General features: G+C 43.0%; 24 protein-coding genes and 1 pseudogene. 11 read left to right on the top strand and 14 right to left on the bottom strand.

All coding sequences use genetic code 11. The features are described 5' to 3' along the window. Nucleotide 1 precedes the first annotated feature (1 nt). On the top strand, nt 2-1285 hold the full coding sequence (locus UH38_RS00940; protein ID WP_045052723.1) for a glycosyltransferase family 4 protein: 1284 nt from the start codon (nt 2-4) through the stop codon (nt 1283-1285). Between the two features lie 45 nt (nt 1286-1330). On the opposite strand, the gene UH38_RS00935 is transcribed toward UH38_RS00940, so the two are convergent. The 9 genes from UH38_RS00935 to UH38_RS00895 all read right to left on the bottom strand — a co-directional run bounded on the left by UH38_RS00935 (nt 1331) and on the right by UH38_RS00895 (nt 10283). Then, nucleotides 1331-2035: a galactosyltransferase-related protein gene (locus UH38_RS00935; protein WP_045052722.1), complete on the bottom strand. Its 705-nt coding sequence runs from the start codon at nt 2033-2035 to the stop codon at nt 1331-1333. After that, complete coding sequence (locus UH38_RS00930; RefSeq protein ID WP_045052721.1) at nt 2032-2844, bottom strand: glycosyltransferase family 2 protein; 813 nt, start codon at nt 2842-2844, stop codon at nt 2032-2034. The genes UH38_RS00935 and UH38_RS00930 overlap by 4 nt, the downstream gene beginning before the upstream one ends. Continuing rightward, complete coding sequence (locus UH38_RS00925) at nt 2832-4109, bottom strand: glycosyltransferase family 2 protein (protein WP_045052720.1); 1278 nt, start codon at nt 4107-4109, stop codon at nt 2832-2834. The genes UH38_RS00930 and UH38_RS00925 overlap by 13 nt, the downstream gene beginning before the upstream one ends. Then, nucleotides 4110-6224, bottom strand: a complete 2115-nt coding sequence (locus tag UH38_RS00920; protein ID WP_045052719.1) for a phenylacetate--CoA ligase family protein — start codon at nt 6222-6224, stop codon at nt 4110-4112. 1 nt (nt 6225) lies between these two features. Further along, nucleotides 6226-6738 (bottom strand): SH3 domain-containing protein, encoded by a 513-nt coding sequence (locus tag UH38_RS00915; RefSeq protein WP_045052718.1) that lies wholly within the window; start codon nt 6736-6738, stop codon nt 6226-6228. 283 nt (nt 6739-7021) lie between these two features. After that, on the bottom strand, nt 7022-8206 hold the full coding sequence (gene alr / locus UH38_RS00910; protein WP_045052717.1) for an alanine racemase: 1185 nt from the start codon (nt 8204-8206) through the stop codon (nt 7022-7024). Nucleotides 8207-8522: 316 nt separating this feature from the next. Next, a complete protein-coding gene (locus UH38_RS00905) occupies nt 8523-8954 on the bottom strand; it encodes a DUF3368 domain-containing protein (RefSeq protein WP_082065270.1) in 432 nt (143 codons plus the stop codon). A gap of 53 nt (nt 8955-9007) precedes the next feature. Further along, the gene (locus UH38_RS00900) at nt 9008-9259 is read right to left on the bottom strand and encodes a UPF0175 family protein (RefSeq protein WP_045052715.1); all 252 of its coding nucleotides are present in this window, start codon (nt 9257-9259) and stop codon (nt 9008-9010) included. Between the two features lie 226 nt (nt 9260-9485). Continuing rightward, entirely contained in the window at nt 9486-10283 is a 798-nt protein-coding gene (locus UH38_RS00895; protein WP_045052714.1) for a type 1 glutamine amidotransferase, read from the bottom strand. A gap of 175 nt (nt 10284-10458) precedes the next feature. On the opposite strand from UH38_RS00895, the gene UH38_RS00890 reads away from it, so the two are divergent. Both UH38_RS00890 and UH38_RS00885 read left to right on the top strand, forming a co-directional pair. Continuing rightward, nucleotides 10459-10731, top strand: a complete 273-nt coding sequence (locus UH38_RS00890) for a BrnT family toxin (RefSeq protein WP_045052713.1) — start codon at nt 10459-10461, stop codon at nt 10729-10731. After that, entirely contained in the window at nt 10718-10984 is a 267-nt protein-coding gene (locus UH38_RS00885) for a hypothetical protein (RefSeq protein ID WP_045052712.1), read from the top strand. Before UH38_RS00890 ends, UH38_RS00885 begins: the two co-directional genes overlap by 14 nt. A gap of 27 nt (nt 10985-11011) precedes the next feature. On the opposite strand, the pseudogene UH38_RS28035 reads toward UH38_RS00885, so the two are convergent. Beyond that, a pseudogene (locus UH38_RS28035) lies at nt 11012-11125 on the bottom strand (DUF1016 domain-containing protein); the annotation flags it as partial. A gap of 85 nt (nt 11126-11210) precedes the next feature. On the opposite strand from UH38_RS28035, the gene UH38_RS00880 reads away from it, so the two are divergent. Together UH38_RS00880 and UH38_RS00875 are read left to right on the top strand one after the other, a co-directional pair. Further along, nucleotides 11211-11447, top strand: coding sequence for a ribbon-helix-helix domain-containing protein (locus tag UH38_RS00880; RefSeq protein ID WP_045052711.1), 237 nt, complete (start codon nt 11211-11213; stop codon nt 11445-11447). Further along, the gene (locus UH38_RS00875) at nt 11447-11734 is read left to right on the top strand and encodes a type II toxin-antitoxin system PemK/MazF family toxin (protein WP_063124287.1); all 288 of its coding nucleotides are present in this window, start codon (nt 11447-11449) and stop codon (nt 11732-11734) included. The genes UH38_RS00880 and UH38_RS00875 overlap by 1 nt, the downstream gene beginning before the upstream one ends. A gap of 69 nt (nt 11735-11803) precedes the next feature. On the opposite strand, the gene UH38_RS00870 is transcribed toward UH38_RS00875, so the two are convergent. Further along, complete coding sequence (locus UH38_RS00870; protein WP_045052709.1) at nt 11804-13141, bottom strand: Mur ligase family protein; 1338 nt, start codon at nt 13139-13141, stop codon at nt 11804-11806. 190 nt (nt 13142-13331) lie between these two features. Here UH38_RS00870 and UH38_RS00865 point away from each other — a divergent pair, with 190 nt between their 5' ends. Beyond that, complete coding sequence (locus UH38_RS00865) at nt 13332-15482, top strand: pentapeptide repeat-containing protein (protein ID WP_052672225.1); 2151 nt, start codon at nt 13332-13334, stop codon at nt 15480-15482. 37 nt (nt 15483-15519) lie between these two features. Here UH38_RS00865 and ilvN read toward each other — a convergent pair whose 3' ends face one another. Next, nucleotides 15520-16041 carry an acetolactate synthase small subunit gene (gene ilvN / locus UH38_RS00860; RefSeq protein ID WP_045052708.1) on the bottom strand — a complete coding sequence of 174 codons (522 nt, stop codon included), beginning with the start codon at nt 16039-16041 and terminating at the stop codon, nt 15520-15522. 199 nt (nt 16042-16240) lie between these two features. Here ilvN and UH38_RS00855 point away from each other — a divergent pair, with 199 nt between their 5' ends. Beyond that, nucleotides 16241-16585: a phospholipid-binding protein gene (locus UH38_RS00855; protein ID WP_045052707.1), complete on the top strand. Its 345-nt coding sequence runs from the start codon at nt 16241-16243 to the stop codon at nt 16583-16585. A gap of 97 nt (nt 16586-16682) precedes the next feature. Here the strand turns inward: UH38_RS00855 and UH38_RS00850 are convergent, their stop codons facing one another. Both UH38_RS00850 and UH38_RS25805 read right to left on the bottom strand, forming a co-directional pair. Next, nucleotides 16683-17510, bottom strand: a complete 828-nt coding sequence (locus UH38_RS00850; RefSeq protein ID WP_045052706.1) for a response regulator transcription factor — start codon at nt 17508-17510, stop codon at nt 16683-16685. Nucleotides 17511-17543: 33 nt separating this feature from the next. Next, a complete protein-coding gene (locus UH38_RS25805; protein WP_200892226.1) occupies nt 17544-19625 on the bottom strand; it encodes a scytonemin biosynthesis sensor histidine kinase in 2082 nt (693 codons plus the stop codon). Nucleotides 19626-20630: 1005 nt separating this feature from the next. Between UH38_RS25805 and scyA the strand changes: the two genes are divergently transcribed. From scyA to UH38_RS00825, 4 genes are all read left to right on the top strand, one after another. Beyond that, nucleotides 20631-22463 (top strand): scytonemin biosynthesis protein ScyA, encoded by a 1833-nt coding sequence (scyA, locus tag UH38_RS00840; protein ID WP_045052705.1) that lies wholly within the window; start codon nt 20631-20633, stop codon nt 22461-22463. Between the two features lie 78 nt (nt 22464-22541). Then, the gene (gene scyB / locus UH38_RS00835; RefSeq protein ID WP_045052704.1) at nt 22542-23594 is read left to right on the top strand and encodes a tryptophan dehydrogenase ScyB; all 1053 of its coding nucleotides are present in this window, start codon (nt 22542-22544) and stop codon (nt 23592-23594) included. 14 nt (nt 23595-23608) lie between these two features. Continuing rightward, a complete protein-coding gene (gene scyC, locus UH38_RS00830; protein ID WP_045052703.1) occupies nt 23609-24571 on the top strand; it encodes a scytonemin biosynthesis cyclase/decarboxylase ScyC in 963 nt (320 codons plus the stop codon). Between the two features lie 6 nt (nt 24572-24577). Next, nucleotides 24578-25831, top strand: a complete 1254-nt coding sequence (locus UH38_RS00825) for a ScyD/ScyE family protein (protein WP_045052702.1) — start codon at nt 24578-24580, stop codon at nt 25829-25831. The last annotated feature ends 37 nt before the right edge of the window (nt 25832-25868 follow it).

The raw sequence follows: 25868 nt of genomic DNA, 5'->3' as shown, positions 1-25868 counted from the left end.
CATGAATACCTCCAATCAAAAGCGCATTGCCCTGATTTCAGTACACGGCGATCCTGCAATTGAAATTGGGAAAGAAGAAGCCGGGGGACAAAACGTTTACGTGCGTCAAGTGGGTGAGGCTTTAGCCAAACTCGGATGGCAAGTAGATATGTTCACCCGCAAGGCTAGCGCAGAAGATGCCAGAATTGTAGAGCATTTACCCAATTGTCGGACAATTCGTTTAACCGCCGGACCAGAAGAATTCATATCAAGAGATAATTTATTCCCATACTTGCCAGAATTTGTAGAGCAAGTATTAAAGTTTCAAGCAGACGAGGGAATCAAATACACTTTGTTTCACACGAACTACTGGCTATCAAGTTGGGTAGGGATGCAACTTAAAAAAAGACAAGGTAGCAAGCAAGTTCATACCTATCATTCTTTAGGTTGCGTCAAGTACAAGTCAGTATCGACAATTCCCTTAATTGCTAAGACTCGTTTGGAAGTTGAAAAAACATTATTAGAAACAGCAGAAAGGGTTGTAGCGACTAGCCCGCAAGAAAAGCAGCATATGCGATCGCTAGTGTCTAGTAAGGGTAATATCGATATCATTCCTTGCGGTACAGACATTCATCGCTTCGGTTCTGTAAGTCAAGAACAAGCAAGGGAAATTTTAGGCATAGACAAAGAAGCGGCAGTAGTTTTGTATGTAGGTAGGTTCGATCGCCGCAAAGGTATCGAAACGTTAGTAAGAGCAGTAGGACAGTCGCAGCTACGCGGCAAGAAAGATATAAAGTTGATTATTGGTGGCGGTTCTCGCCCTGGACAAAGCGACGGACTAGAACGCGATCGCATTGAGGAAATTGTTGCAGAATTGGGAATGAGCGATATGACAATCTTCCCAGGTCGTTTGGGCGACGATACGCTGCACAATTACTATGCTGCTGCTGATGTGTGTGTAGTTCCCAGCCACTACGAACCTTTTGGTTTGGTAGCGATTGAAGCAATGGCAAGTAGCACTCCAGTAGTCGCTAGTGATGTTGGTGGTTTGCAATTTACTGTAGTTCCAGAAGAAACTGGACTACTTGCACCCCCTAAAGATGATGCAGCTTTTGCAGAGGCGATTGACCGCATTTTATCTCTAGACCCTGATGATAGAAATAAAATGGGTCGAGCAGCAAGAAAGCGTGTAGAAAAGATGTTTAGTTGGGAAGGTGTAGCAACTCAACTAGGCGAATTGTACGAGGAGTTGCAAAAACCCAGTGTAGAAGAGGAAGTTAAGCCGAAAGCAGTAGCGATTGCTTAATTTGAGGGCTGCAGGTAGGGAAAAGCTTATTAGGTAGTTAGTCCACTACTGTTTAAGCTTTTCCCTCTTATAGTAGTAATGTTTGCGGTTTTGGTCGACAAGCGCTGTCTCTGTCCACAATTGATTAGGCGCATGGGGCAAATGTAAGTATACGAGTTCTGGACATCTACATAGATGGTAGCTAGTTTGCAGATATCGCTCGATGATATTTTGATCCTCACCACCCCAACCAACAAAATTTTCATCCCAACCGCCAATTTTTAGCAAGCGATCGCGGTTAAAGTAGGGTACAACCCCAAATCGTTCGCCATCAATCAATTGCTTCCATAGCGCTGTGGGCATATCTTCAGGTGCGATCGTGCAAGAATCTATCGCTATTGGTTCTTCCGTTGGAGACATAATTCGGTAGCCAGTAACTAATAGCTGCGGTGCTAACTGGGCGATTTGTAAATGCTGGCATAAAGTATTACCTAAAGGAATCAAATCGACATCAAACGGTGCAACAAACTCACCTTGCGCTAAAGATAGCCCTAGATTTAAAGCTTTAGTTTTGTGAAATACGCCCTGGCAAGGTAAAAAAGTATATGTAATGGGAGATGCGATCGCAGCTTTAATCCACGTAGAAGGTTGCTCGTCTGCTTCAACAATTATTAGCTCAATATCTTGCGTAGCTTGGTGTTTCCACCACTCAAGTTGGGCTTTGAGGTGAGTTTCGCGTTGGCGGTAGGTAACAATCAAAGATAGTTTCACAGTATTGGCAGCCGCACGTCAAGAATATATGGTTTTAGTAGCTGGGGGACTTTTACCTGCAAGTCGCCGCTTAAAATACCTTGAGACAAAGACTTCAAACAGGTAATTATGTTGTCGTTGCGAGTTTGGCTTGGTTCTAGATTGTTGCAGTAGCGATTGCGGATTGCATCGCTATGGGAAAGATGTATGACTTTCCCTGCAACTTCAACCTTAATGCCCAGCAGTTTAGCACGCATCAATAAATCTTGGTCTTCCCAACCCCAGCCCGTAAAAATCTCTTTGTAACCGCCCAAACTAATTAATGTATTTCTACTTGCACAGATCAACCCGCAACCAGGTCGAAATTGCTCTACCTGCGACCAAGGTATAATTTCAACTAAAGCGCGATCGCTATCTATAGAAATATTGTAAGTATAGCGATCGCGCGTAAGCGCAACTGTACTTGGCTGCGATTCTTCTACCTCTGCAACACAGCAGATTGTACTAACATTGACTGTACTCGTTACTACATTTAAGGCAGCTTGGTTCCAAATAATATCAGCATCAGAAATCAACAATAACTCGTTACTAGAGCAAGCGATCGCATAATTGAGTAGTTTTGACTTATTGAATCCTTCCTGCTGTAAACGCAGCACGCAGATGCGATCGTTTTTAGCAATTTCGTGGAGATAGTTAAGGCATTCAAGATCGCTCGAACCACCGTCACAGATGGTAATTTTAGTTATAGCGATCGCAGCCAACAGTGATTCTACACACTGCTGTAACTCACCTCGATCCTTGACAGGAATTATCGCTTCTAATTGTGCCATTGCAAACCTGCGATATATTTAAGCTCAATCGGGTTGGCTTTTACTAACGGAACTAAACATGGATTTTGCCCTGCTTTTACCAGTGTATTATTTGCTAAAGCTCTATTTTTCAAAGTTTTAAGGAGTTGCAAACGGGCGGGAGAATCTAACCCTGTCGCGATCGCAGTAGTTAAAGAACCCGTCCGCTTGCTGCGAAAATAACAGTAGTCGGGGATATTGACAATTTTCGCTGCAAATCTTGCTCGTAGTAGAAACTCTGTATCGCCGCCAAACTTTAAGCCTGTAGCAAATCCACCCAAACGCATGAACAAATCTCGCGTGGCTAGACTACTAGGATGGATAAGTGCATGACCTGGTTTTTCAGCTAGCGCAGTATTAACATCCAATGGATAACATACAGGTGTAATTTGCCCTTTTGCAACTCGCAATTCTTGCGTTCCGATTAATTCAGCACCAGTATGCGCCGCAGTTTGCAATAATTTTTCTAAGCGATCGCAAGTTGACCAATCATCTGCATCTTGAAATAGATAAGCGTCGTAATTTGTATCTAATATTACTTGCTCGACTAACCTATAAGGTCCAACATTAACAGCAGATGCCAGCAAAGTAACATTGGAAAATTCCTTAACTATACTGACAGGCGGATTGCCAGAACCATCATCGATAACAACAATACTATCTAGCGCTCTAGTTTGATCTACCAAACTCTGCAAACATCTTCTCAGCCAAGCTTCACAGCGGTAATGCGGCACGATCGCCATTATAGAAGAAGTGGAATTTATTTTTTCTTGCCTAACATCATCGCTAGCACGAACTCCACCCCAGCGAAACGAAACACCAGCTAGTTCTAAAATTCGAGCAATTTCTAAAATTGTCCAGCTTTCAAGCTTTGGTAGGGCAAATTTAGCAATATTCAGCGATGCAATCCAACCTAGTGCCTCAGACGGCATTTCTCTAGCATTTTCTTGAGGTAACGTTACAGCAGGCACTAAAGGCGCTAAATAGTTAGCCGCTAATAAATGAATATCTGGTAGCGCAAAGTTATGCCTAAAAGGAATATACGCGAGAAAATCGGCTTGTAGTGTAGGCAGGAGTTGGATAATTTCGGCTGGAGAAGATACGATTTGGATAGAATAGCGATCGCCAAATGTAGAAACATCAACTAACGAATCGATAACTATAACTTGCTGGCGATAGTTAAAAACCTTCTTACTGAGGAATTTCAGACATTCTACATTATTAACTATCGGCAATATAGCAACCATCTACATATTCTCATCAAAAATAACCGATTGTTTGTCGTTAACTTGAAAAGCAATTTGCTCAAAAGCTGAAATACGAGACGAAGGCGGCGCACTGGCGACTAGACATTGATAAGCCATTTCTCTATCTCCTACAGCAAGCAAAGGAGAACAAAGCGATCGCACAATTGGCAACCAAGGCGTTATATCTATATTATTGGTATGCTGAAGAAAGTCAGGCAAAGGTGTAGTATTAGCTTTAATAATTTCTAGCCACTCGTAAGGGTTGAGTTCTTCCCCTGCTAGCAGCAATCCATAACCTTTTTCTAGATAAACTCGTGCTTTCTCGTCAGGAGTTTTTGCTGCTTCTTGCAACTGACACAGAGTATAACTACTTTTTTCACTATTCATTATTGCTTTGCGCCAAGCTAACCAAGCTAGGGAAAAATCGTCGCTAGGAACAGATACTAATTGAGGAAAAGGTTTTCCACGTAATAATTCAAACCAAGCAGCAAGCAGCCAAACGCCAAATCGAGATGCAAAAAAATTCAAGTCGCCCATCAACACAGCCAAACTTGGTAGTAGGCGCTGTTTTACGATTGGAGAAGTCGCTTTGCGGATAGCTAGCTCAAAACTATACAGCAAGTGATGGACGTTGAATGTATCTAATTTACCTTCTAGGTCCACATTTAAATTAGGATTAACTGCATCTAAATATAGTGTCGGAACTAATAAGTCGATCGATGTAGCACGATCGCTGGTATCTGCGCGTTGTGCAGCTTGGTTGTACAGGCTTGCATCATCAAGGAAACTACAGGCAAATAATAATACTCGCGCTTTGATTCTTTCTAATGCAGGATTGCGATCTCTTGGACTTGCGATAATCTCATCTAATAAAACTTTAGTTGTCGGTGCGATACCAGAATTGACGATAACTGTAGACGCTACTAATTGCTGGAGTAGTTGAGCAATATTCTTCCCTTCGCCTGTAAAAGATAGGGGTTGATACAGCCAATTTGCCCAAGGTTTTTGCGTTACGCTATCAATCCAACTAGCATCGTCATAACTGCGCTTAGGTAAATTATCTAGATTTTGCAAGTTATCTACAAATACTTGAACGGGAATATTACCGAATGTATTGTTTACCCATTTGCCCAGAGGTGCTAAGTTAGGCTCATCAGTAGGGCAAATTGCGATATTTAAGCGATTATCATTGGTTTTCGCTACTTGATAAGTAGCAATACCATCAAACTGTGGCATGACAATTTCGCCTGGATACTTGCTGCCACTAAGAGTAGTAATTTTATCTTCTATTCTGCCGAGAATTTTGGCTGTTAGTCCAGGGCGATCGCACGTACAACCGCTATCTAATTGCAACACATCGCCGCATTTATATCGTACCAAAGGCATAGTGTAGTTATACAAATCCGTTGTAACTAATTGCCCGTCGATAATTTCATACAAACAGCGATCGCTATCTAAATGCAACCTGTTAGCTTGCGGGCAAGTTAACCCAGAAATACCCGTTTCCTGACACCCATATTCATTAATGACAGGAGCTTGAAAAACATCTTGCAGCAAAGCTTTTTGGTAATCGAACAAGCATTCTCCGGTACAAATAATCGCTATTACTGGGGGCGCACTTACTAGATAACTTGCTACTTCGCACAAACGGCTAGGATAGCCACGTAGCACGCAAGGACGTTCGCGCATTAAAGCTAGTAGTTGCCGAATAAAGTCTAGATCGATTGTGCCAGCGATCGCTAGATCGACGGATCTTATAGGTAATAGACGGCTAGCTACATTAATAATGGGTGTATTGTCGTCAATTCCCCACCAAGAAAGAGACTGACGACGCGCCTCAATTCGTGCTTGGTTCCACTCCTTACCAGCAAAATAAACAAAAGATTGACCTCGACTACCGCTTGTACTACCGCGATAAACAACATCTCGCGCATCGGCTAGAAACAAGCCTGGATTTTGGCGTACTGTTTGTTTATCAACTGGGGATAGTTGCAAAAAAGCATCATACCAATTGCTTACCTGCGTATTTATTCCTGCGGCTATAAAACGAGCCTGGTTTCCTGGTGCTTTAGCCGCAGCTTCTAAAACTCGCTTGAGACGTACATCTCCATCCATGCTACGAGTTTACTTGTGTAGAGATGCGATCGCCAATTTGCACCCAGTTTTCATTGACTACAATTTTTTTGTTCGCAAACAAACCATTCATGTTAGTACGAATTAGAGACATCGGTTTTTCGCAGAATCGCCCTAGTGGTTTGATATACTTTGCTGCTACCCAACCGCTTCTAAGTGCAGGAGCAGAGACAGCAGGATATTCGTCAATATAAACCCACTTTTGAGTAGAATCCCTTTTCACCGTAACTACTGCCCAACCAAAAGGAACAGCGCCAATAACCTTCCCATTAGGACGAGAACGAATATAAAGATCGTCTCCATCTAGAGTTGCTACTCTACCGTACCTTAATCGATTGCCTCCATAAGGGCAAGCTTGACCTATTACTGTTTCATTATTAACAGTTTGTCGCTCAATTTGACTGGTTGCTGTTGCAATTTCAGTTTTAATTCCTAATACAGATAAAACAATTAATGTTATAAAACTTAAAATCGATCTCCCTATACTGCTTTTCATTTTATGCAATTAACTTCAAGACTAACTGATTGCTACAACTTAACTTTTAAAACATTCAAGCGTCAAGATTTATACATCAATACATTGATAATTTTTCTTAAAATTGAGCAGAAAGCAGCACAAACTTGAGAATAAAACTAATCTCAAACAAATGTATGCAAAATCAAGACGCGACCGCTAGTATTTTGTTCCCTAATATAGCGATAAAATCTATAATTCCATCAACAAATCCGCCTATTCATCTGCGTTTATCTGCGTGCATCTGCGTTCGCTACATCTTCTCTTAAAACATAGCAACACGCGGCAAACGATGTTTAAAACCGCAAAGAATCTCCCAAGAAATAGTATTTAACAGTTCTGCCCAATCATCAGCAAGAATTGTTTCATCACCGTCTTTTCCTAATAAAGTTACAATTTCACCTGGCTGCAAATCCGGTATAGCGCTGACATCTAACATTAATTGATCCATCGTAATTGCACCAATTTGGGGAACTTTCTGCCCTCGAATTAACACAGTCATTTTGTTAGATAAATTACGCGGTACGCCATCAGCATAACCGATACCAACAACAGCCATAAGTAAAGAGCGATCGCTAACAAATTTATGCCCGTAACTTACACCAGTACCAGGCTCAATTATTTTGACTTGAGTTACTCGCGCTTTAACTTGTAAAGTAGGTTTTAGTTCAATGACAGATTGCAAATGAGTTGCTGGATAAAGTCCATAAACAGCTAATCCGACACGCACCAAATCGTAATGCAAACTAGAATCAGTCAAAGTAGCAGCAGAATTAGCTAAGTGCAGGCAAGGTAAAGGCAATTTACTACTAGCTTTAACTTTAGCGATCGCTTGTTCAAATCGCTGTTGTTGCATTCTTAACACAGTTTGGTCTATACATTCTGCTGTTGCTAAGTGAGAGTAAATACTAGCAATATGCAAGTGAGGCAAACTTTGCACTAACTGCACAAATTCAGCCGCTTGCTGCCAACAAGGACCTAAACGCGACATTCCAGTATCAAGCTTAATATGTACGGGTAAAGCTCCGTCATAGTCGATCGCAGTGAGAGTTTGAGCAAATAATTTAGCTGCCTCAAAACTGCATAAAGTTGGTTGTAGCTGCCAATAGGCAATTTCTTTAACTTGTTCGGGGGCAAAAGTTGCACCCAAGACCAAAATTGGCGCTGTAATCCCTGCTGCCCGTAGTTCAATACCTTCAGGTATAGTTGCTACTCCTAGCCAGCTTGCTCCCGCTTGCAGCACTGCCATTGCCACCGTTACCGCTCCATGTCCGTAGGCATCAGCTTTGACTACTGCCATCAGCGCGGTTTTAGGCGACAGGAGTTTTTTTAACTGCCGCACATTATGTGTTAGCGCTGCTAGATCGATCTCTACCCAAGCACGTTGGCGCGAACTTGCACCGATGTTATACCCAATAGAGGCAATTTGCGGCTCATCTTGACTCAACATTACGCGATCGCTCCCTCAACACCACAACCTTTGTAATTATGCCTCTTGCGTACACTCTAGGCAGGACAGTGAAAGTAATCCCAACCATAAACCATGTATCTTAAACAATCAACTATGTTTTTCGGGAGATTTTTCATAAGCTTGTTATATTTGATACTCGCACGCGAACATCTTTAACAAAATAATTTAATATAAAAAGGGAAAATATCTAGGGAAATTCTGGATGAATACCTTTAGATACTGAAAAAATCTGTATATCATTCAAACATAGGTATCGCGGTGAGAGAAGCGGTTTTGAGATACCTTAATTCTTCAACTACTCACCCGCAGTTTTTAGAACAGTTGCATACAATTGACTGCTTACCCGAAAATCAGCTTCCTCAATTAATCGATCCATTACAGGTTTAACAAAAGGTATAAAACCATTACGTTTAGCTTGTAATAAAACGCCTAGTAGTCCAGTCACGCTAAGTCCATAATTTGCTGCTAATGCTCTGCCACGACGCTCATCCATTAAAAGCAAGTCCGCTTTAAGTTCCAGTGCTAAAGCCATCGCCTCAGCCTCGCCCAAATCAATGTCATCTTGGATGCTTTGAAGGGCTACAACACTTTGAACATTAGCGACTGTTTGAGTTTGAATCCACCAGAGAGTTTGTACTTCAACTGCACCAGGGACAACTGTACTTACGGCAACCATTTCGTTATAGACAGCTAAGGAAATGACGATGGTTTCATAAAGTTGGCGCAATAAATCTAACTGACCAATGGCAGCGAGGTTTGTAATGGGTGAGGTATCGCTAACTACGATCGCAATAAGTCTAGTGACTGCAAGGTTTTAACGTCCGATTGAAAATCTTCTACATCATAGTTAATACAAAGTCCTCGTTTTGCCAATTCCTTTTGAAATTGAAGAACCGTCAACCCAGTCCAAGCACGAACTTTGCCGCTACTAATTTTTTGTTGTGAATACAACATAATAGCGATTTCTAGCTTCAATTCATCCTCAGTCATTTTAGTTGCTTTGACGATGTCGTCAGGGATCGCAATGCTCATTGTTTTCTGCTGGAGATAATTGGGCTATCTTGATTCAAGGATAAGCGATCGTAAGTGGCAGTAGAATACTACGTTGGTGCGGATGGCAAAGAGGTTGTTGGCAAGTACCAATTGAGGCGATCGCTTGAGAACGAGAATTGCTCGTCAAGTCATCGAGTCAAGGCATGAAGGTTGAAGCACCTAACCGATCGCGGCAGCAAATATTAGGATAGCAATGAATTAAAGTTTAAGTTGCAGCAGGAACGCTAACGCGCAATTTTTTGAACATAGCTTCTCTAGCTTGAGTTGCAAGGTTATCATCTAAAGGTGCGATCGCAATTTCTTCCTGATATTTCTGTCTCAAAGCTGTTTGAATCAACCAATCAGCAAGAAAAGGGTTTTTCGGTAACAAGGGACCATGAGAATATGTAGCGATCGCATTTTGATAGAATGCTCCTTCTGTACCATCTTCGCCGTTATTGCCCAACCCCGATATTACGCGCCCCAAAGCTTCTACTTGTCCGAGTTTAGTGCGTCCGCCGTGATTTTCAAAGCCTACTAGGTAAGGTGTAGAACCTGTCATCGCTGTTAGTTCTTGCGCTAAACGCTTGGCTGTAACTTCAATTACCAAGTTACCAATGCAGCGGCGAGCATTTTCGCCAGGATGTACCGAAACAAAATCAAATAATCCCAAGCCTTGAATTCTTTGTCCGATCCCAGGTTCATAGTAATGTCCTAATAGCTGCGGTGCGCCGCACGTAAATACTCCAGGAGTGCCATTTTCAATCTTTTGGCGTAGTGCTTCTGCTTTAGCGCCTTGCAAGTTGCGCATGACAATTTCTTGTTGGCGATCTTGTGCGCCGCCGCCTACTAATATGTCTGCTTGGTGGATTTCGGTTGCGGTAGCAGCGCGATCGAGAGGTAATATATTGACTGCAAAACCGCGCCACTGACAGCGCCTTTGAATACAGATAACATTACCGCGATCGCCATAGGTACTCATCAGCGTCGGGTAAAGCCAACCAATCGTAATTTCAGGATTCATAACAAGCAATTTTACAACTTTGCACTTGTTGTAGTGTAATGCCTGGGTTGCAATTGAGGTTTAGAGGTTTGGGAAGGTTGCACAATAAGTAGGTATTAGAGTATGTTCTGCGGCTGTAGCGATCGCATTGTTCCAGTCTTCTAACCTTAGAGTAAGGCTTAGTTAGAATGAGCTTATGAATTTCGAGTGGGATGCAAATAAAGCAGTAAGCAACCTCTCCAAGCATGGAGTCTCTTTTGAGGAAGCCCAAACTGTTTTCGATGATTCACTGTATGTTGATTTTTACGATCCCAAACATTCAGAGGATGAGGAGCGCTACTTGATTATTGGACAATCAAATCAGGGACGATTGTTGATTGTCTCCTACACAGAGACAATTAATTCTATTCGGCTTATCAGCGCTAGAGAACTAACAAAAACTGAAATAAAAGCTTATGAGGAAGGATAGATCAAAAATGGAAGACGAGCTACAACCAGAGTACGATTTAAAGAGCCTTAAAGTTAGAAAATTAGGTAAAAATCGTAAAAGTTTTGGTTCTACAATAGTACGTTTAGAACCTGATGTAGCACAAATGTTTCCTAGTGCCGATGCTGTCAATGAAGCTCTACGACTGCTAATCCGTGTAATGCGCGACAGTCAAGCCTCAAGTTCTACAGCACAAAATAGAACGACCCTAGAGCAGACGGATAAAAGTTTTTAATTGCTTCCACTCGGTTAGTTTTTTCAATTACTCTACACCTGCTAACAACTTCGCTACTTGCTCTTGTGTGGGCAGCTTGTTTTGCAATTCTTGAGGCAAAGTTGAAACCATCTGATAAGTAGCTACTCCAATCGGTTTATTATATTTTTCCCTCCAAATCAATCAGTTTGAATATCCTAAGAATTTTTGGTATAACTACGCGTATAGCGATCGCCATGAAGTAAAAATGAAAACAGCAATTTCACTTCCAGACTCAATTTTTGCAGAGGCAGAAGCACTAGCTAAACAGTTAGGATTATCGCGCAGCGAACTCTACACGAAAGCTTTGCAAGCATATTTACGCAAATATAATCAAAATTTAATCTTGAACAAACTAAATCAAGTTTACGAGCAGGAATTCTCCGAACTAGATCCAGTGCTGTCGACAATGCAATTTATGTCGCTGCCAAACGAGGATTGGTAATGTATCGTGGAGAGATTTGGCGGGCAAATTTGCCCAATCCTATTGGTTCTGAACCTGGATATCGCCGCCCTGTTTTAATCGTTCAGGATGATACTTTTACTCAAAGCCGTATCAGTACAATATTGGTTGTGATTATTACCTCTAATATTCAATTAGCGGTAGCACCAGGCAATGTTTTACTACCTCGCGCAGCCACAGGTTTACCTAAAGATTCGGTAGCTAATATATCGCAAATTTTTACTATTGATAAAGCATTTTTAGTCGAGCGAGTTGGAGCAATAATATAACAATTACAAGTAGAAGTAGACGAAGGACTGCGAACAGTTTTGTATCTATAGCAATGCTTGAATTTGCTATTAAAGAATCTTTCGCCCTGTAAGAATTTCGCGCACTTCTAACATTGCAGAATAAGTAGGTAGAATGTGCAAGGTTTCATCTGCTGGGGTGCGATCTAAGGCTGTGGCGATCGCACTTCTCAAGTCTTCTTCAATAATCAACTGTACGTTGGCGCTGGTTTCTAGCTGGCTATAACGCAAGCGCAATGCCATATCGTACACGCGATCGCCGCTAACTACTAATGTTCCGCCTGTTTCTACTAACTTTTCTGTATCGACATCCCAAATCCACGATACATCTGTACCATCTGGGGTTCTGTCATTTAATACTAATAACTTTGTTTTTCCACCTGCTTGATTGACGGCGCGGATAGTTTCGTTCATCCCTACAGGGTTTTTGGACAGCAAAATTAGTACGCGCACTCCTTCAACTTCTAACTCCTCTGCACGTCCAAATGCAGCTTGGAAGGTGCTGATACTATCCTGGATGATGCTTTTATCTACACCCAATTCTTGGGCTGCTAGTACCGCCGCTAAGGTGTTGTATTTGTTGTACAAACCGATGAGAATTTGCTGCCATTGGTTGCTGTCAATATCGAGTTTGCTTTTGGCAAAGCCGCAACTTGGGCATTCATAATCGCCTAAATGGGATAAATATACCCCTGCATAAGATAGTAAATGACCGCATTTGGGGCAGTAAATGGAGTCTACAGCATGGGGAATTTCGTCCAAATACTGTTTTGGCTCTTTTAGTCCAAAAAACCGTACTTTTTGTGGTAATTGTTGCCCCATGTAGGCAAGAGTAGGATCGTCAGCATTGGCAACTACTACTGTGTCTGTTGGTAAAGTTGCGATCGCTTCTCCCCAGCGTTTGCTAATTGTATCTACTTCGCCGTAGCGATCCAACTGATCGCGAAATAAGTTCAAACACAAAATTAGCCTAGGTTGAATTGGCTGCAATACCCGCCGCAAGATATTTTCGTCTACTTCCAAAATTGCGAAGTCAGCTTCTAGTTTCCCTACTATATTGGTGCTTTCTAGTAGTGCTGTCATTAAGCCATTTTCTAAGTTTGCGCCTGTTGCGTTGTGTGCTACTTTCCAGCCTTGGCGTTCTAACATTGTCTTTAACAGCAGCGATGTGGTGGTTTTACCGTTTGTACCTGCAACTAGAATTACGCCGCGTTTTACTTGGAAGCTTAATAGTTGCAATAGTTTGGGTTGGAGGCGACGGGCAATTTCTCCTGGTAGCACGCTAGCTGCGCCTAAACGCAAAAGCCGCACTAAAAATGTGACTGTTTTTGCCGTTGATACAGCTAAACCAAGTTTTAGCCTGTCGATTGGTTGAATTTGCTTGCCCACGCTACCCTTTATTGCTGCTGCTTCCTAGACTTGGGCTTATTTATACCGCGATCGCTTTTGCTTTGCAAGTTATATTTCTATTGGCGATAGTTTTACCACAATAATGCAAGCCGTTGTAATGACTCAGCCTAGCAATACTGAAGTGTTACAACTTCAATCGATGCCTGAAAAAATCAACAAACCTCTAGCAATGCTCGTTCGTCTTGTAGCATTAGTTATATTACTGCTAATATTGCTGCTACCTCAAAGTGCGATCGCCGCCTCAGCACCACCGGAAAGAAAAGAATTAACTTTGGAACTATTGCAAGAAAGATTGCGATCGCCCGTAACTATCGCAGGTGTAGCTACAATTAATTTGCAGCATTTTGTCATCGATTTACGTCCAGAAAATGCTGGTTTTTCGGAGTCTTTCTACCAACTGTTGCAAGGGCAGTTGCAACGGGCAGGATCTAGTCCTTTGGGGTTGGATTTGAGCTATAGTTCGATTCAGGGCGATTTTATTGGTAGTAATTTGGGATTAAGATCGCCTTTATACGGGCAAACTTTAGCACCTATATTTACAAGCGCCGAACAAGCACAATTGCAACGCGATCGCCGTCGGTTTGTACAATTAAATCAATTGTCTAAATCACTGCTAGGTTTTCAAAATGCTGCACCCGCACAAATTACTGTGTTTCGCGGCAATTTGAATTTGGTACAAACTCGGTTTAATGGCGAAGTAAATTTTACTAATACTTTTTTCCTCCAAAGTGTTGAAGCTTCTGGGGCTGTTTTTAACCAAAATGCTAATTGGACGGAAACGCGCTTTAGTCGTAATGTTAGTTTTGCTGAAGCTAATTTTCGCCACCAAGCTTTATTTCGTAGCAGTATTTTTTTTGCAGGTGCGGGGTTTAATCGCACTGCGTTTCAAGAAGATACTATTTTTAGCGGTAGCACTTTTGAAGATACGGCTAACTTTAGCGGGGCAAATTTTAAAGCCCAAGCTAGATTTAATCGCGTGCAGTGGTTGGGAAATGCCGATTTTTCCCAAGTTCGTTATGGCGCACCTGCATTGTTTACCAAAAATCGCTTCAATCAAGCGTTGTTTCTCACTGATGCTACTTTTAACCAAGTAGTGACTTTTCGCGAGACGCAATTCAATCAGCCTGTAAACTTGCGCGGTGCTAGTATTCTCAATCAAGCTGATTTTAGCGATGCGGCGTTTGCTAAAAGTGCTTATATAAATGTTTCTAACTTGTCTTTTGATGCTGAGGAAGCAAAGATTTTGGGCAATCCTGGGCAAATTGGTAGCGCAATTCAAGTACCGACTTTGCAAGGAAATGAAAATGTTTTGCGTAATTTGGTGCAGAATTTTCGGCAATTGCAGCAAATAGGCGATGCCAATCAGTTAGATTTTACTACGCAAAAGCTACGCCGCGATGAATTGCGCCGTCGCTTGCTGGGGATCAATATTAATACAGCTAACTCAGAAAGCTTAATTAAATTAGGGTTTTCACCCGAACAAGTGGCAGAAGTTGCTAAATATCGTCAAAAACAGCCTTTTCGCAGTCTGAGCGAAGTTTTGAGCTTAGAAGCGATCGATTTAGATACTTATATTAAAGTACGCGATCGCTTGGTTGCTGCGTCTCCGCTATCTTCAGCAGAATTTTTGCTGTTAGGCTGGCAATGGTTGGCTTTAAGTTTGTTATTGCTACTTAGTCGTTATGGTACGAGTTCGTGGTTAGTTTTGGGAGTAGGGACAATTGCGATCGCCTATTTCGGGTTAATATTTTGGCTGATCGATAGGTGGCGAAGATTGCGCCCGCAAAAGATTTTACCTTCTACTTACGAGACTATTTGCGTATTATGCAGTTTTAGTTTTTTGGTGCTGTGTGGTTTGATTGCTGTGTTTCGTACTGCACCGCATCCTGGATTTACTTTATTATGTTTGGTAGCGATAATTTTTCCTCTGCCTACAGTTTTGGTAATTAGGCTGTATCAAAAAGGGCGCTATCACGATTTAATGAATAGCAGCTATTTTGTTGAAGATGGCAGTATGCGGCAGTTAAGATTATTAATTGGACGTTTGCCAGTTATGCCCAGGTTTCCCTTATTTCGGGAACGCTATATGCCCGTACTTTGGGAACGTCGTTGGAATTGGCTGAACTACTATGACTTTAGTTTGAATAATTTACTGAAGTTAGGCTTTAACGATATTCGCTTGCGTGACGAACATTTACCTGCGATCGTTACTACTTTAGCTTGGTATCAGTGGGTTATTGGCTTGTTGTATATCACTTTATTATTGTGGACGCTATCGCGCACGATTCCAGGCTTGAATCTGTTGATTTATTTGAAATAGCAGGCAGATAAGGGCGCAATGCACTGCGCCCTTACCTTTAAAAGACTTTGGCTTGCAAAGACTTGAGTAATTCTGTATTTACTCCAGATTCACGCGTTAGGGCAATTTTACCTGTACGAGCAATTTCTTTTAGCCCAAACTTTTCTAATACTTGCACGATCGCCACCATCTTACCAGGATCGCCGACTACTTCTAATGTCAGAGAATCTTCGGCTACATCTACCACTCGCGCCCGAAATATCTGCGCTAGTTCCACTATTTCCGAACGGCTGCTGCTAGTTGCATTTACCTTTAACAACATCAATTCCCTTTCTACACAAGGAATCTCAGTAATATCTTGTACCTTAAGTACGTTTACCAACTTATATAGTTGCTTGGTAAGTTGTTCGATAATTCTATCATCCCCAGGCACAACCATAGTAATGCGGGAGACTCCCCCCTGTTCGGCTGCACCTACTGCTAGGCTTTCAATGTTGAAACCGCGACGGGCAAATAAACCAGAAATGCGGGAAAGAACTCCGGCTTCATCTTCTACTAAAACTGAAAGTGTATGTTTCATGTTCGCCAAGGGAGTCTGCTAGGGCTGCATTAATGCGAGGCTACTACTAAAAAGTAGCACCGTTTAAGCCCTTTATTTTAGCTTATTGCACTATGGATATATGTCCAGGGTTAGCGATCGCTCTAATTCCAGAGGGATGTTACTGAAAGAATAATATGCTTAATTAAATTTAAGTCAATTAACTGGAGCAATAGTAACTATGGGTTGGTTAAAACGCCTATTTGGGATGGAAAAACCGCAAGCAAGGCAGCAAGCGCAAGCTGCACCAGTAGCAGCGCCAAGCGCGGAACCATCTATTCCCCCAGAACGTGTAGGATTGAGCGGAGAGTACGATCAAAGCGGACTTGCCAAGCGTGTAGCCTTAGCTTTTGATGAAGATCCTGATATTGATGATGTTGATACCTTATACGTAGCGCAGACAGGCAGCACAGTAGTATTGAAAGGCACAGCACCGAGTCAGCAGATTCTCAATAAAATGATTGCTACTGCTCAAAAGGTACACGGCGCAACCAGTGTAGATGCAGATCAGGTGAGTATTGGTTAATTTGTGAGGGATAAGGGGATAAGGAGACAAGGAGACAAGAAAGACAGAATGTAAATACCAATTATCTCCCTCTGCTCCCCTGCTCCCCCTGCTCTCTTCAGGCAATACTCATTAAAGCACGTCCTTGATGGACTTTGCGCCATGCTTGAGGTGGTGCGCCGTGATGTTGGCGAAATTGGCGAGAAAAATGACAAGTGTTTTGATAGCCTAGTTCTGTGGCAATTTGTTCTACCGAGCGATCGCTATTTTGCAATAAGTACCGCGCTGCAACCATACGCCGTTCGACAATCCAGCGGTTGACTGTATGCCCTGTTTGACTGCCTACACGATTTGTCAAATATGCTGGCGAGTAACCAACTGCTTGCGCGACATCGCATAAAGTAATCGGCTGATGATAGTTGGCTTCTATGTAGTCGAATACTTCCTTTAATTCAGGTACAGAGGGAAAAATTGATTTAGCAGCCATCACTGCTTTGGCAGGTTCGGTAGCTAGGGTTTTGCTGAATGATGCGGGTTTAGCGTCATACCAAGATCGCAATGTTGCCCGTTTTTCTAGTCTCGCGGCGATCGCTTTTAACAATTCCTCTACTGTAGTTGGTTTGGTGAGGTAATCGTCGGCTCCCATTTCCATCCCTCTACGGATTTCGGTTTTGGTGACGCTGGCTGTTAAGAAAATAAAGGAAATAATTGCTGTTGCTGGATCGCTGCGTAATGCTTTTAAAACGCCATAACCATCTAGTCTAGGCATGGCAATATCGCAGATAACTACATCAGGTAGATGCGCTTGCGCTTGCTGAACGCCTACTATCCCGTTTTCTGCGCCAATGGCATAATAACCTTCAGCCGCGAGGCAATCAACAAAAATATTGCGAGTGCGGGCATCATCTTCAATTACCAAAATTTTGGTTGCAGATTCCTTTATCATTATTCGTTCCTAGTAGGTGGATTGTGCTGTGGCTCAATTGACTGCCAAAATTGCTGGTTCGGTGTCGATCGGGGTGTTGCAGTCTTCTCTAACTAATGGCAGCACCGCTGTAAAGGTACTACCTGTATTTTCTTGGCTGCTGACAGATATATGCCCGCCATGTATATCTACAAGGGCTTTAACCATTGCTAGTCCTAACCCCGTACCTGGAATACTATCTACGTTGCTGCCGCGATGAAATGGCTCAAATAGTTTGGAGCGATCGCGTGCGGGAATGCCAATCCCGCGATCTTTGACTTGAAAGATTACTTCGTTACTTTGACAACTAACCTCTAAATCGACTGTGCTACCTGATGGCGAGTATTTCAGGGCATTGGCAAGCAAATTATCCAATATAGGTTGCAGCAATTTTTCGTCAAAATGAAAATTAGAGCGATCGCAGTTAAACGTCAGCTTAATTTCTGTTTGACTTTCGCTTGCTAGTTGTACTTGCGTAACAATATCGAGACAAAACTGCTGTAAATCGAGCAACTTTGGTTCGCATTTTAGTTTCGCTGCTTCTGCCTTGCCAAAGAATAAAATCTCATCCAATAGCTGACTAATTTGCTCTACAGCTACTTGAATATGTGTGAGATATGGTAATTGTTTTTCATCTGTCTCTTTGTAGGCGTGGCGTTTGAGCAAGTCTGCAGAAAAGGAAACAATATTTAGCGGCGTGCGAAACTGATGGCATAACATTGAGACAAACCGCTCTTTGATTTCGCTTACTTGTTTAGCTCGATCTAATGCTTGTTTTAGTTCTACTTCTGCGTGCTTGCCAGTGGTAATATCAATTGCCATGACTAATTCCGCAGGCTTGCCAGCAAAATTAAGTTTTCCTACAGAACAAGCTAAATAACGTTCTTCGCCACTTTTGGTTACAATCTGCATCTCTTGATACTGAGGAAGTGATGCAGATTGCACAGATGAAGGCGATCTCCGGCAAGCGTGCTTGACTAATTGCGGTAAGTCCAATTTGCTGAGTAGTTCATCTTTGTCGTAGCCCGAAACTGCCTCCATTGCTGAATTGACATAGCATATCCGCAGATCTTGAGCAATCCAGATAATTGTCTGCGTTGTTTGGGCTATAGTGCTAAGGTCAGGGCGATCGCTAATAATGGCTTCCTGCGTCCACTTAAACTCGCTAATGTCCCATATACTCCACACTCTGCCTACTATTTCACCATTTAGCCATTGAGGCTGGGAATACTGAGCGAAAGTTCTGCCATCTTTTAGCTCTATAATGTCATAGCTGTCTGCCTTTGAATTGCTTGGTACTTCCCATATAGACTTGCGGAAGGCTTCTGGATCTTTGACTTGGTTCTCAAAAAAGGTTTGCGTGCGGGGACATTTTTTCGAGAGCAAAGTTGTATCTGGAACTTGCCACATCTCTACAAATTTTTGGTTGCAACTAAGTATGTCTCCAGTAAAACTTAAAGCAACAATTCCGTTGGCTGTAGATTCTAAAGTAGAGTGCAATACTGCAAGTGATGTTTCTAGGGCAAGTTCTTGTTTTTTTAGTTCGTCAACTTCTTGACGTAAATGCTGGTTTGTCTCAATTAATTTGGCTGCACATATCTCTCCTGCTGGCTTAGAGGTTTCTTCGCCAAGTGGCTTGGCAAAAACGCAACTTACTTCTTCGCCATTAATAATGTCTGCATCGTGCATAGATATTACCAGGTGTAATATCTGCCCCTTTTTCGTGCGATACCGAGACTTGAAGGCAACTTTTCCTTGTTGTTTGAGTGTTTGCCAGCGTTCTGACCAACTTTGGTAGGAAAAGTCAGCTTCTATATCCTGCAAACTCATAGAGCATAATTCATTGGCAGAATAATCTACAAGAACGCAAGTTGCATCGTTTGCATACATGAACTTTGCCTCTGAACTTAAACAGAAAGCGGGATCGCTCATGCAGTTGACAATGATTTCACTCAGTTGCAGCTTTTGTTCCCCCTGGGTTGCAACTATAGAGTTTGGTTGAACCGAAATGTGTTTGCTAGCCACAGTTCCACGCACTCCCTTTGATAACTTACTGGCGCGATCGCTACCTCCGTCTGGCGATTTCTTGTTTTGCAAGTTGAACTTGCTTCTACCTAACTATTAAAACAACTTACAAAAACTTTACAAGGCTTAGAGGAGCAAAAATTGTCTAAGATGTGTATAAGATATGTTTAAGTTTGAAAATCAGGCTGGAAACTTTATTCTCAGACAAAAATATTGTTCTTGAGCAGATTGTAACAAACCTATTTTGCCAAAGCATTTAGATAACATTAAATAAAATTTAGATTGACTAATATAGCAAGCCTACTTCTTGGGGATGGTATGCAACTCAAACCCAAGCTATTGCTAGATAAAACTCTCCTGCTTATTAGTAAAGATATCTGCAAAAAACTTCTAAATTGTGCTACTTGCACTCGCCTTAAAACTCTATTTGATGCGATCGCTATCGCGTCGTTTACTTGTATAGGCAACATTTTCAGCTTATATTTACTTTTCTTAACAACTTTCTCAGTAATCTAACGTGAATGGGTAAAATCCCCATCTTCCTAAAGACATAGGTAGTGTTAATTATTCAAGTATTAATAAGAACACCAATGTCGAAAAAGATTGGTAATAAAAAGCTTGCAAATGTAAGTTAATGTTTGATGTTTTTAATTATACCTATCGCTAACTAAATAGGTAAGAAAACATACTAAATACAGATGAATTAAATGTCAGTTGCAACACCTTGTAACTATCAAATGGTATAGATCCTCAAGCTGGATTGTGCAAGCATTTCAGCTTGAGTAAAGTTGGCAGTATCTAAAGAATTGATATGCCGATCGATAAAATTTTCATTGCAGCTAACTGTTTAAATCTTCTAGTGTGGTTGTCTGAGAGACACATTATTTACAGTGTTTAACTAGCAATGGGGTTAGTCGTACTGACAACGAATCCTGTTTTAGTCAGCAAGGCTGCATTTGAGGTTTCCAGCGTAAAGTTCGGTATTCGATAATTTTCTACTCCAGCTATAAGTGGCGATCGCAACTATATTGACCGCAAATTACCTGCAACGTAAATTTCTATGAGTACGTAAGAGCAATGACTGAAAACTATACTCGTCCCATCGACACTGGATCGAACAGCTATGTCGTAGAAGCTACAGCCGCAGACCCTACTTATGCATACCTAGAACCCGAAGAATTAGCAGTAGATGATGGTGCAGCCATCGCGCCAGAGCCTCCAACCGTTGCTAAAGCTGTGGTTAGTATGCTGGAAGAGTTAGGCGTTAAATGTGCTTTTGGCGTTGCTGGCGGGGCGATGGCAACGGTGTGGGGTGCGCTCTCCAATAGCTCGATACAAGTATTAAACTGCCGTCACGAATCGGGAGCCGCATTTTCTGCTGTAGAAGCTTACTTTGCTAATTCGCGCCCTACAGTAATTTTTACTACCGCAGGACCAGGTATTACCAACGCTTTGACTGGCTTATTTGCAGCGCGTGGTGAAGGAGCAAAAGTAATATTTCTGTCTGCTTGCACATCAGCACCGCAACGTGGCAAGTGGGCGATTCAAGAAACTACTGCTCACACCTTACCAGTAGAAGGCATATTTACTTCTGGTGCATTATTCAACTATGCAACTATAGTTGACAATGCAGCGCAACTACCGCAGATTTTCCGCAGAATTGCTTTAGGATTATCGCAACCAGGCGGCTTTGTCGCGCACTTGAGCATACCAACAGCAGTACAAACAAGTTTGTGCGAGCAAGACTTACCCAGCTTAGATTTAGCACATAGTTGGGCAACGCCAAGCAAGGAGGCGATCGCTCATTGTGTTGGATTATTGTCGCAAGGACCTTTCGCTATTTGGCTGGGCTTTGGTGCAAGTGGGGCGGCAAAAGAAATTTTAGAGCTAGCCGAAAGAACTGGGGCGGCTGTGATGTCATCGCCGCGTGCAAAAGGCATTTTTCCTGAAGATCATCCCCAATATGTCGGCGTAACAGGCTTGGGCGGACACGCCTCTGTAATGACATATATGCAAGAGCAAACGCCATTACGGACGCTGGTACTAGGGACGCGCTTGGGCGAACCAACTTCATTTTGGAGCAAAGCAATGGTTCCGCCTAATGGATTTATTCATGTAGATATCGATCCGCAAGTGCCTGGAGTAGCTTATCACGACGCTGAAACTTACCCAGTGCAATCAGATATTGGCGTATTTGTGCGATCGCTACTTGAAAAAATGCCAAATATTGCCCCAGCAAATATTACCTATCCCCGCCCCGAACGCGAACAAATAGCTGATAGTGCCGATAACTTAGTTCGCCCGGAAGTATTGATGCAGGCGATTCAAAGCGCGATTGTCGATGGGAGCGATGCCATTATCCTCGCGGAGTCGGGTAACTCATTTACATGGTCAACTCACTTATTGCGATTTGCTCAAGCTGGGCGCTACCGCGTCAGCACTGGCGTAGGCTCGATGGGTCATGCTGTAACTGGTGTATTGGGTGCAGCCCAAGCTAGCAAAGGCAAAGCTGTGGCAATTGTGGGCGATGGGGCAATGCTGATGAATAACGAAATTAGCACCGCCGTTAAGTATCAAGTTCCGGCAATTTGGATTGTCCTTAACGATGCTCGTTACAATATGTGCTACCAAGGGATGAAATTGCTAGGACTAACAGGTGCAGATGCCCTGATCCCAGAAACAGATTTTGTCACAATTGCGCGGGGAATGGGAGCCGATGGCATCCGCGTAACCAAAGAAGCCGATATCAAAGCTGCCTTAGCAAAAGCGATCGCATCTGAAGGTCCCTTTGTGCTGGATGTCCTGATCGATCCTACCCGCCCTGCACCATCTAAAGGGCGCAATCAAGGTTTGGCGGCTCAAGGTATTAAAGGGACTACACACAAACAAGTTTCTTTTCCTTTGGTGTAACACCTCAAGTACAAAATGCTGATTTTCTAGTCAGGCGCTCATTACTTATTACCCCTTCACTTCCATTAGGAGAAATGCGTGCAGCTTTTTGAGACAGTAAAAGAAATGGGTCACGAGCAGGTTCTTTTTTGCCACAGCAAAGACCCAGATATTACCGCAATTATCGCCATCCACGACACGAGTTTGGGTCCAGCAATGGGTGCAACCCGCTTGTTTCCTTACGTTAGCGAGGAAGCTGCTTTAAAAGATGTTTTGCGCCTCAGTCGCGGCATGACTTACAAAGCTGCTTGCGCCAATATTCCGGTTGGCGGCGGCAAAGCAGTGATTATTGCTAATCCCCAAGAAAAAACTGACGGACTTTTTGAGGCATACGGACGTTTCGTTGAAAGCTTGCAAGGACGTTTTATTACCGGGCAAGATGTCAATGTTACTCCTCAAGATGTCCGCAAAATTCGGCGGCAAACAAGTTATGTAGTTGGTACATCCGAAAAATCTGGCGGTCCCGCACCAATTACAGCGCAAGGAGTGCTGTTAGGGATGAAGGCGGCTGTTAAGTTTAAATTAGGAAGTCAAGAACTCAACGGACTCAAAGTTGCCGTTCAAGGACTGGGAAATGTTGGCAGCAACCTCTGTCAATACCTGTACGAACAGGGTGCAGAACTATACGTTACTGACGTTCGCAGCGAGAGGACAGAGCAAATGGAGCGCTTATACAACGCTAGAGTTGTAGCGCCTGACGAAATTTATGCTCTTGATGTTGATGTGTTCTCGCCGTGTGCTATGGGCGGAATACTCAATAGCTCGAATATTCCCTTGATTAAAGCGCCGATTATAGCTGGTGCTGCTAACAACCAGTTGGAAAACGAACAACTGCACAGCCAAGTTTTGACATCGATGGGAATTTTGTACTGCCCAGATTATGTCATTAACGGCGGCGGATTGATCAACGTTTATAACGAAATGATTGGTTATGACGAAGTTAAAGCCTTCAAGCAGTTGCATAACATTTATGACACGCTGCTAGAAATCTTTGGGATTGCCCAAAAGCAAGAAATTACTACATTTGCAGCTTCTCAGCGCTTGGCAGAAGAGCGGATTAGCAAAGCCAAATTGAAAGCGATCGCAGCTTAAAGGAGTTAATAATAGTGGAAAAAAATACATTCGCTACGTCTGCTTTTATCGCCACTGCGCCAGAGACAGCTTTTAAGTATCTGTGCGAGTTGAAAAACCTCGATGAGTGGACTTTATTTAGTCGGATGATCGAGCAAGTTGATGACGATACGTGGTTGGGTACTGCCTCCGGCTATCAAAACAATTTGTACTATCACATCAAAAAGCTGCAACACCCTTTGTTTTACGGCATAGAGTGGCACTGCGGTATTGAATACAATCAATACTTCCAGGTTTATCCCGTCTTACTATTTCCTCCCGACTATATAGAACCGGGAACAGACGAACAAGGTGTTTATTTCCACTGGTTGAGCTTTGTCGATCCAATTCGTCGCCCGCAGATGATTATGGAAGGGATTCATACAGTACATAGCTCTGAATGTCGTTCGCTCAAAGGCAACTTGGAACGCAAAGCCGGACATACTCAAGCAGCTAAAGGGAGTTATTACATCGATACAGACACCATTTATGTTGATGCGCCGATAGAAATGGGTGTGGAATACCTGAAAGATGTCCGCAATGTCGATGAGTGGGCGCACTTATTGCATCCTCAAGGCGAGATATCACCCGAAGGCGGCGAATTTATCGATGAGTACGGGCAAAAAGTTAAAGTCACTTTCCGCCTCAATAGCTTGAGCAAGTATTACCTGCTCGAACAAGAATATTTTTATCCTGAATACGGATTCTATCAGCGATCGCCTGCAATATTGATTCCTTGTGCTTATGCCTTTAACGATCCAGCAGCATCGGGATTTATTCAGCACCGCATCACTTTCTGGAAAGTAGGTGAAACACTGCCTCATGGCAAACTCCAGATTGAAGATTACGGCGCTGAGAGCATGAATATCAAGCGCACCTTAGAAGCCAAAGCTGGCAATACCGAAACCTTTGCTCGCGGAATGAGCTATATTCCTCGCTCCTTGGTAGGTGCGAAGTAAAGAGTTATGAGACTATCGCTATCTGTCCTCGCTATCATTACAGGGTGCATCACTACTTTATCGCCGCAAGCTACACTAGCAGCAACTTTTTCGCTAGTTGCAGACGGTTTAGATAATCCAAGGGGTTTGAGCTTTGGTCTTGATGGCGCTTTGTACGTTACTGAAGCAGGTTCCGGCGGTACTGGTGCTTGTTTGCCTTCGCCAAATGGTAGCGATCTATGTTACGGCACTAGCGGCGCTGTAACAAAAATTCAGCCAAAAAGCGGCACTCAAGAGCGGGTGTTGACAAACCTGCCTTCTTTAGCAGCCGAGGGCAGCAGTTCTTTTGGCGCTCAAGATATCAAGTTCGATCCTACGGGCAATCCTTATGTGCTGCTTGGCTATGGTGCTGACCCAGCGCTGCGCGATTCGGTATTACCTAATGCCGATTTAGGCAAACTTGTCAGCGCCAACTTTGCTACCAACTCTTGGACTACCGTCGCCGATTTGGCTAACTATGAAGTAGCAAATAATCCCGATCGCGCTGACATTGGTAGCAATCCTACTACGTTCTTGCTCGATGGCGACAAAGCCATTATTGCTGATGCGGGGGCAAATACCTTGCTAGGAAGCAATATTGACGGCAGCAAATTACAAGCAATTGCCACATTGCCTGAGCAGATCGTAAATAATCCAGTCTTTCCACCTTCTGATTCCGTACCTTTTGACCCTACCCAAGTCCCAAATGGTGATGGTTCTCCTAGCGAACCAGCCCAAATTGCAATTCAACCGACACCTACAGGTGTTGCTAAGGGTCCTGATGGTGCTTATTATGTCAGCCTGTTTACTGGTTTTCCCTTTCCAGAGGGTGGAGCTAAGGTCTACCGAGTAGATCCTAATGGGGAAACTTCAGTTTATGCAGATGGCTTTACACAGCTAACTGACTTGGAATTTGATGCTCAAGGCAATTTATACGCCTTGCAGTATGCCAACGAGTCCGCTTGGAAGGGCAATCTCGATGCTTCCTTAATTGAAATTGCCGCAGATGGGACTCGCTCTACTTTAGTCAGTGGAGAAAGGCTAGAAGCCGCTTCTAGCTTGGCGATTAGTCCCGATGGCGCACTTTACGTTAGTAGCCAAAGCGATCGCCCAGGCGGTGGCAAAGTTTGGCGAATTGACAATACCAAGCCAGTTCCCGAACCTGCATCGATGCTCGGTATCTTAGCTTTCGGTGTTTTGGGTATGGGAATCAAAAACCGCCGTACTCGCAACTGCGATTAGTTCTTATTGCCCGTAAGTAGGGCAAAAGTATAACTTT

This window comes from Aliterella atlantica CENA595 (genome assembly GCF_000952155.1).
GTDB lineage: Bacteria > Cyanobacteriota > Cyanobacteriia > Cyanobacteriales > Chroococcidiopsidaceae > Aliterella > Aliterella atlantica.
Note: the sequence above shows the minus strand (reverse complement) of the source record. Positions and strands in the feature narration are given on the sequence as shown.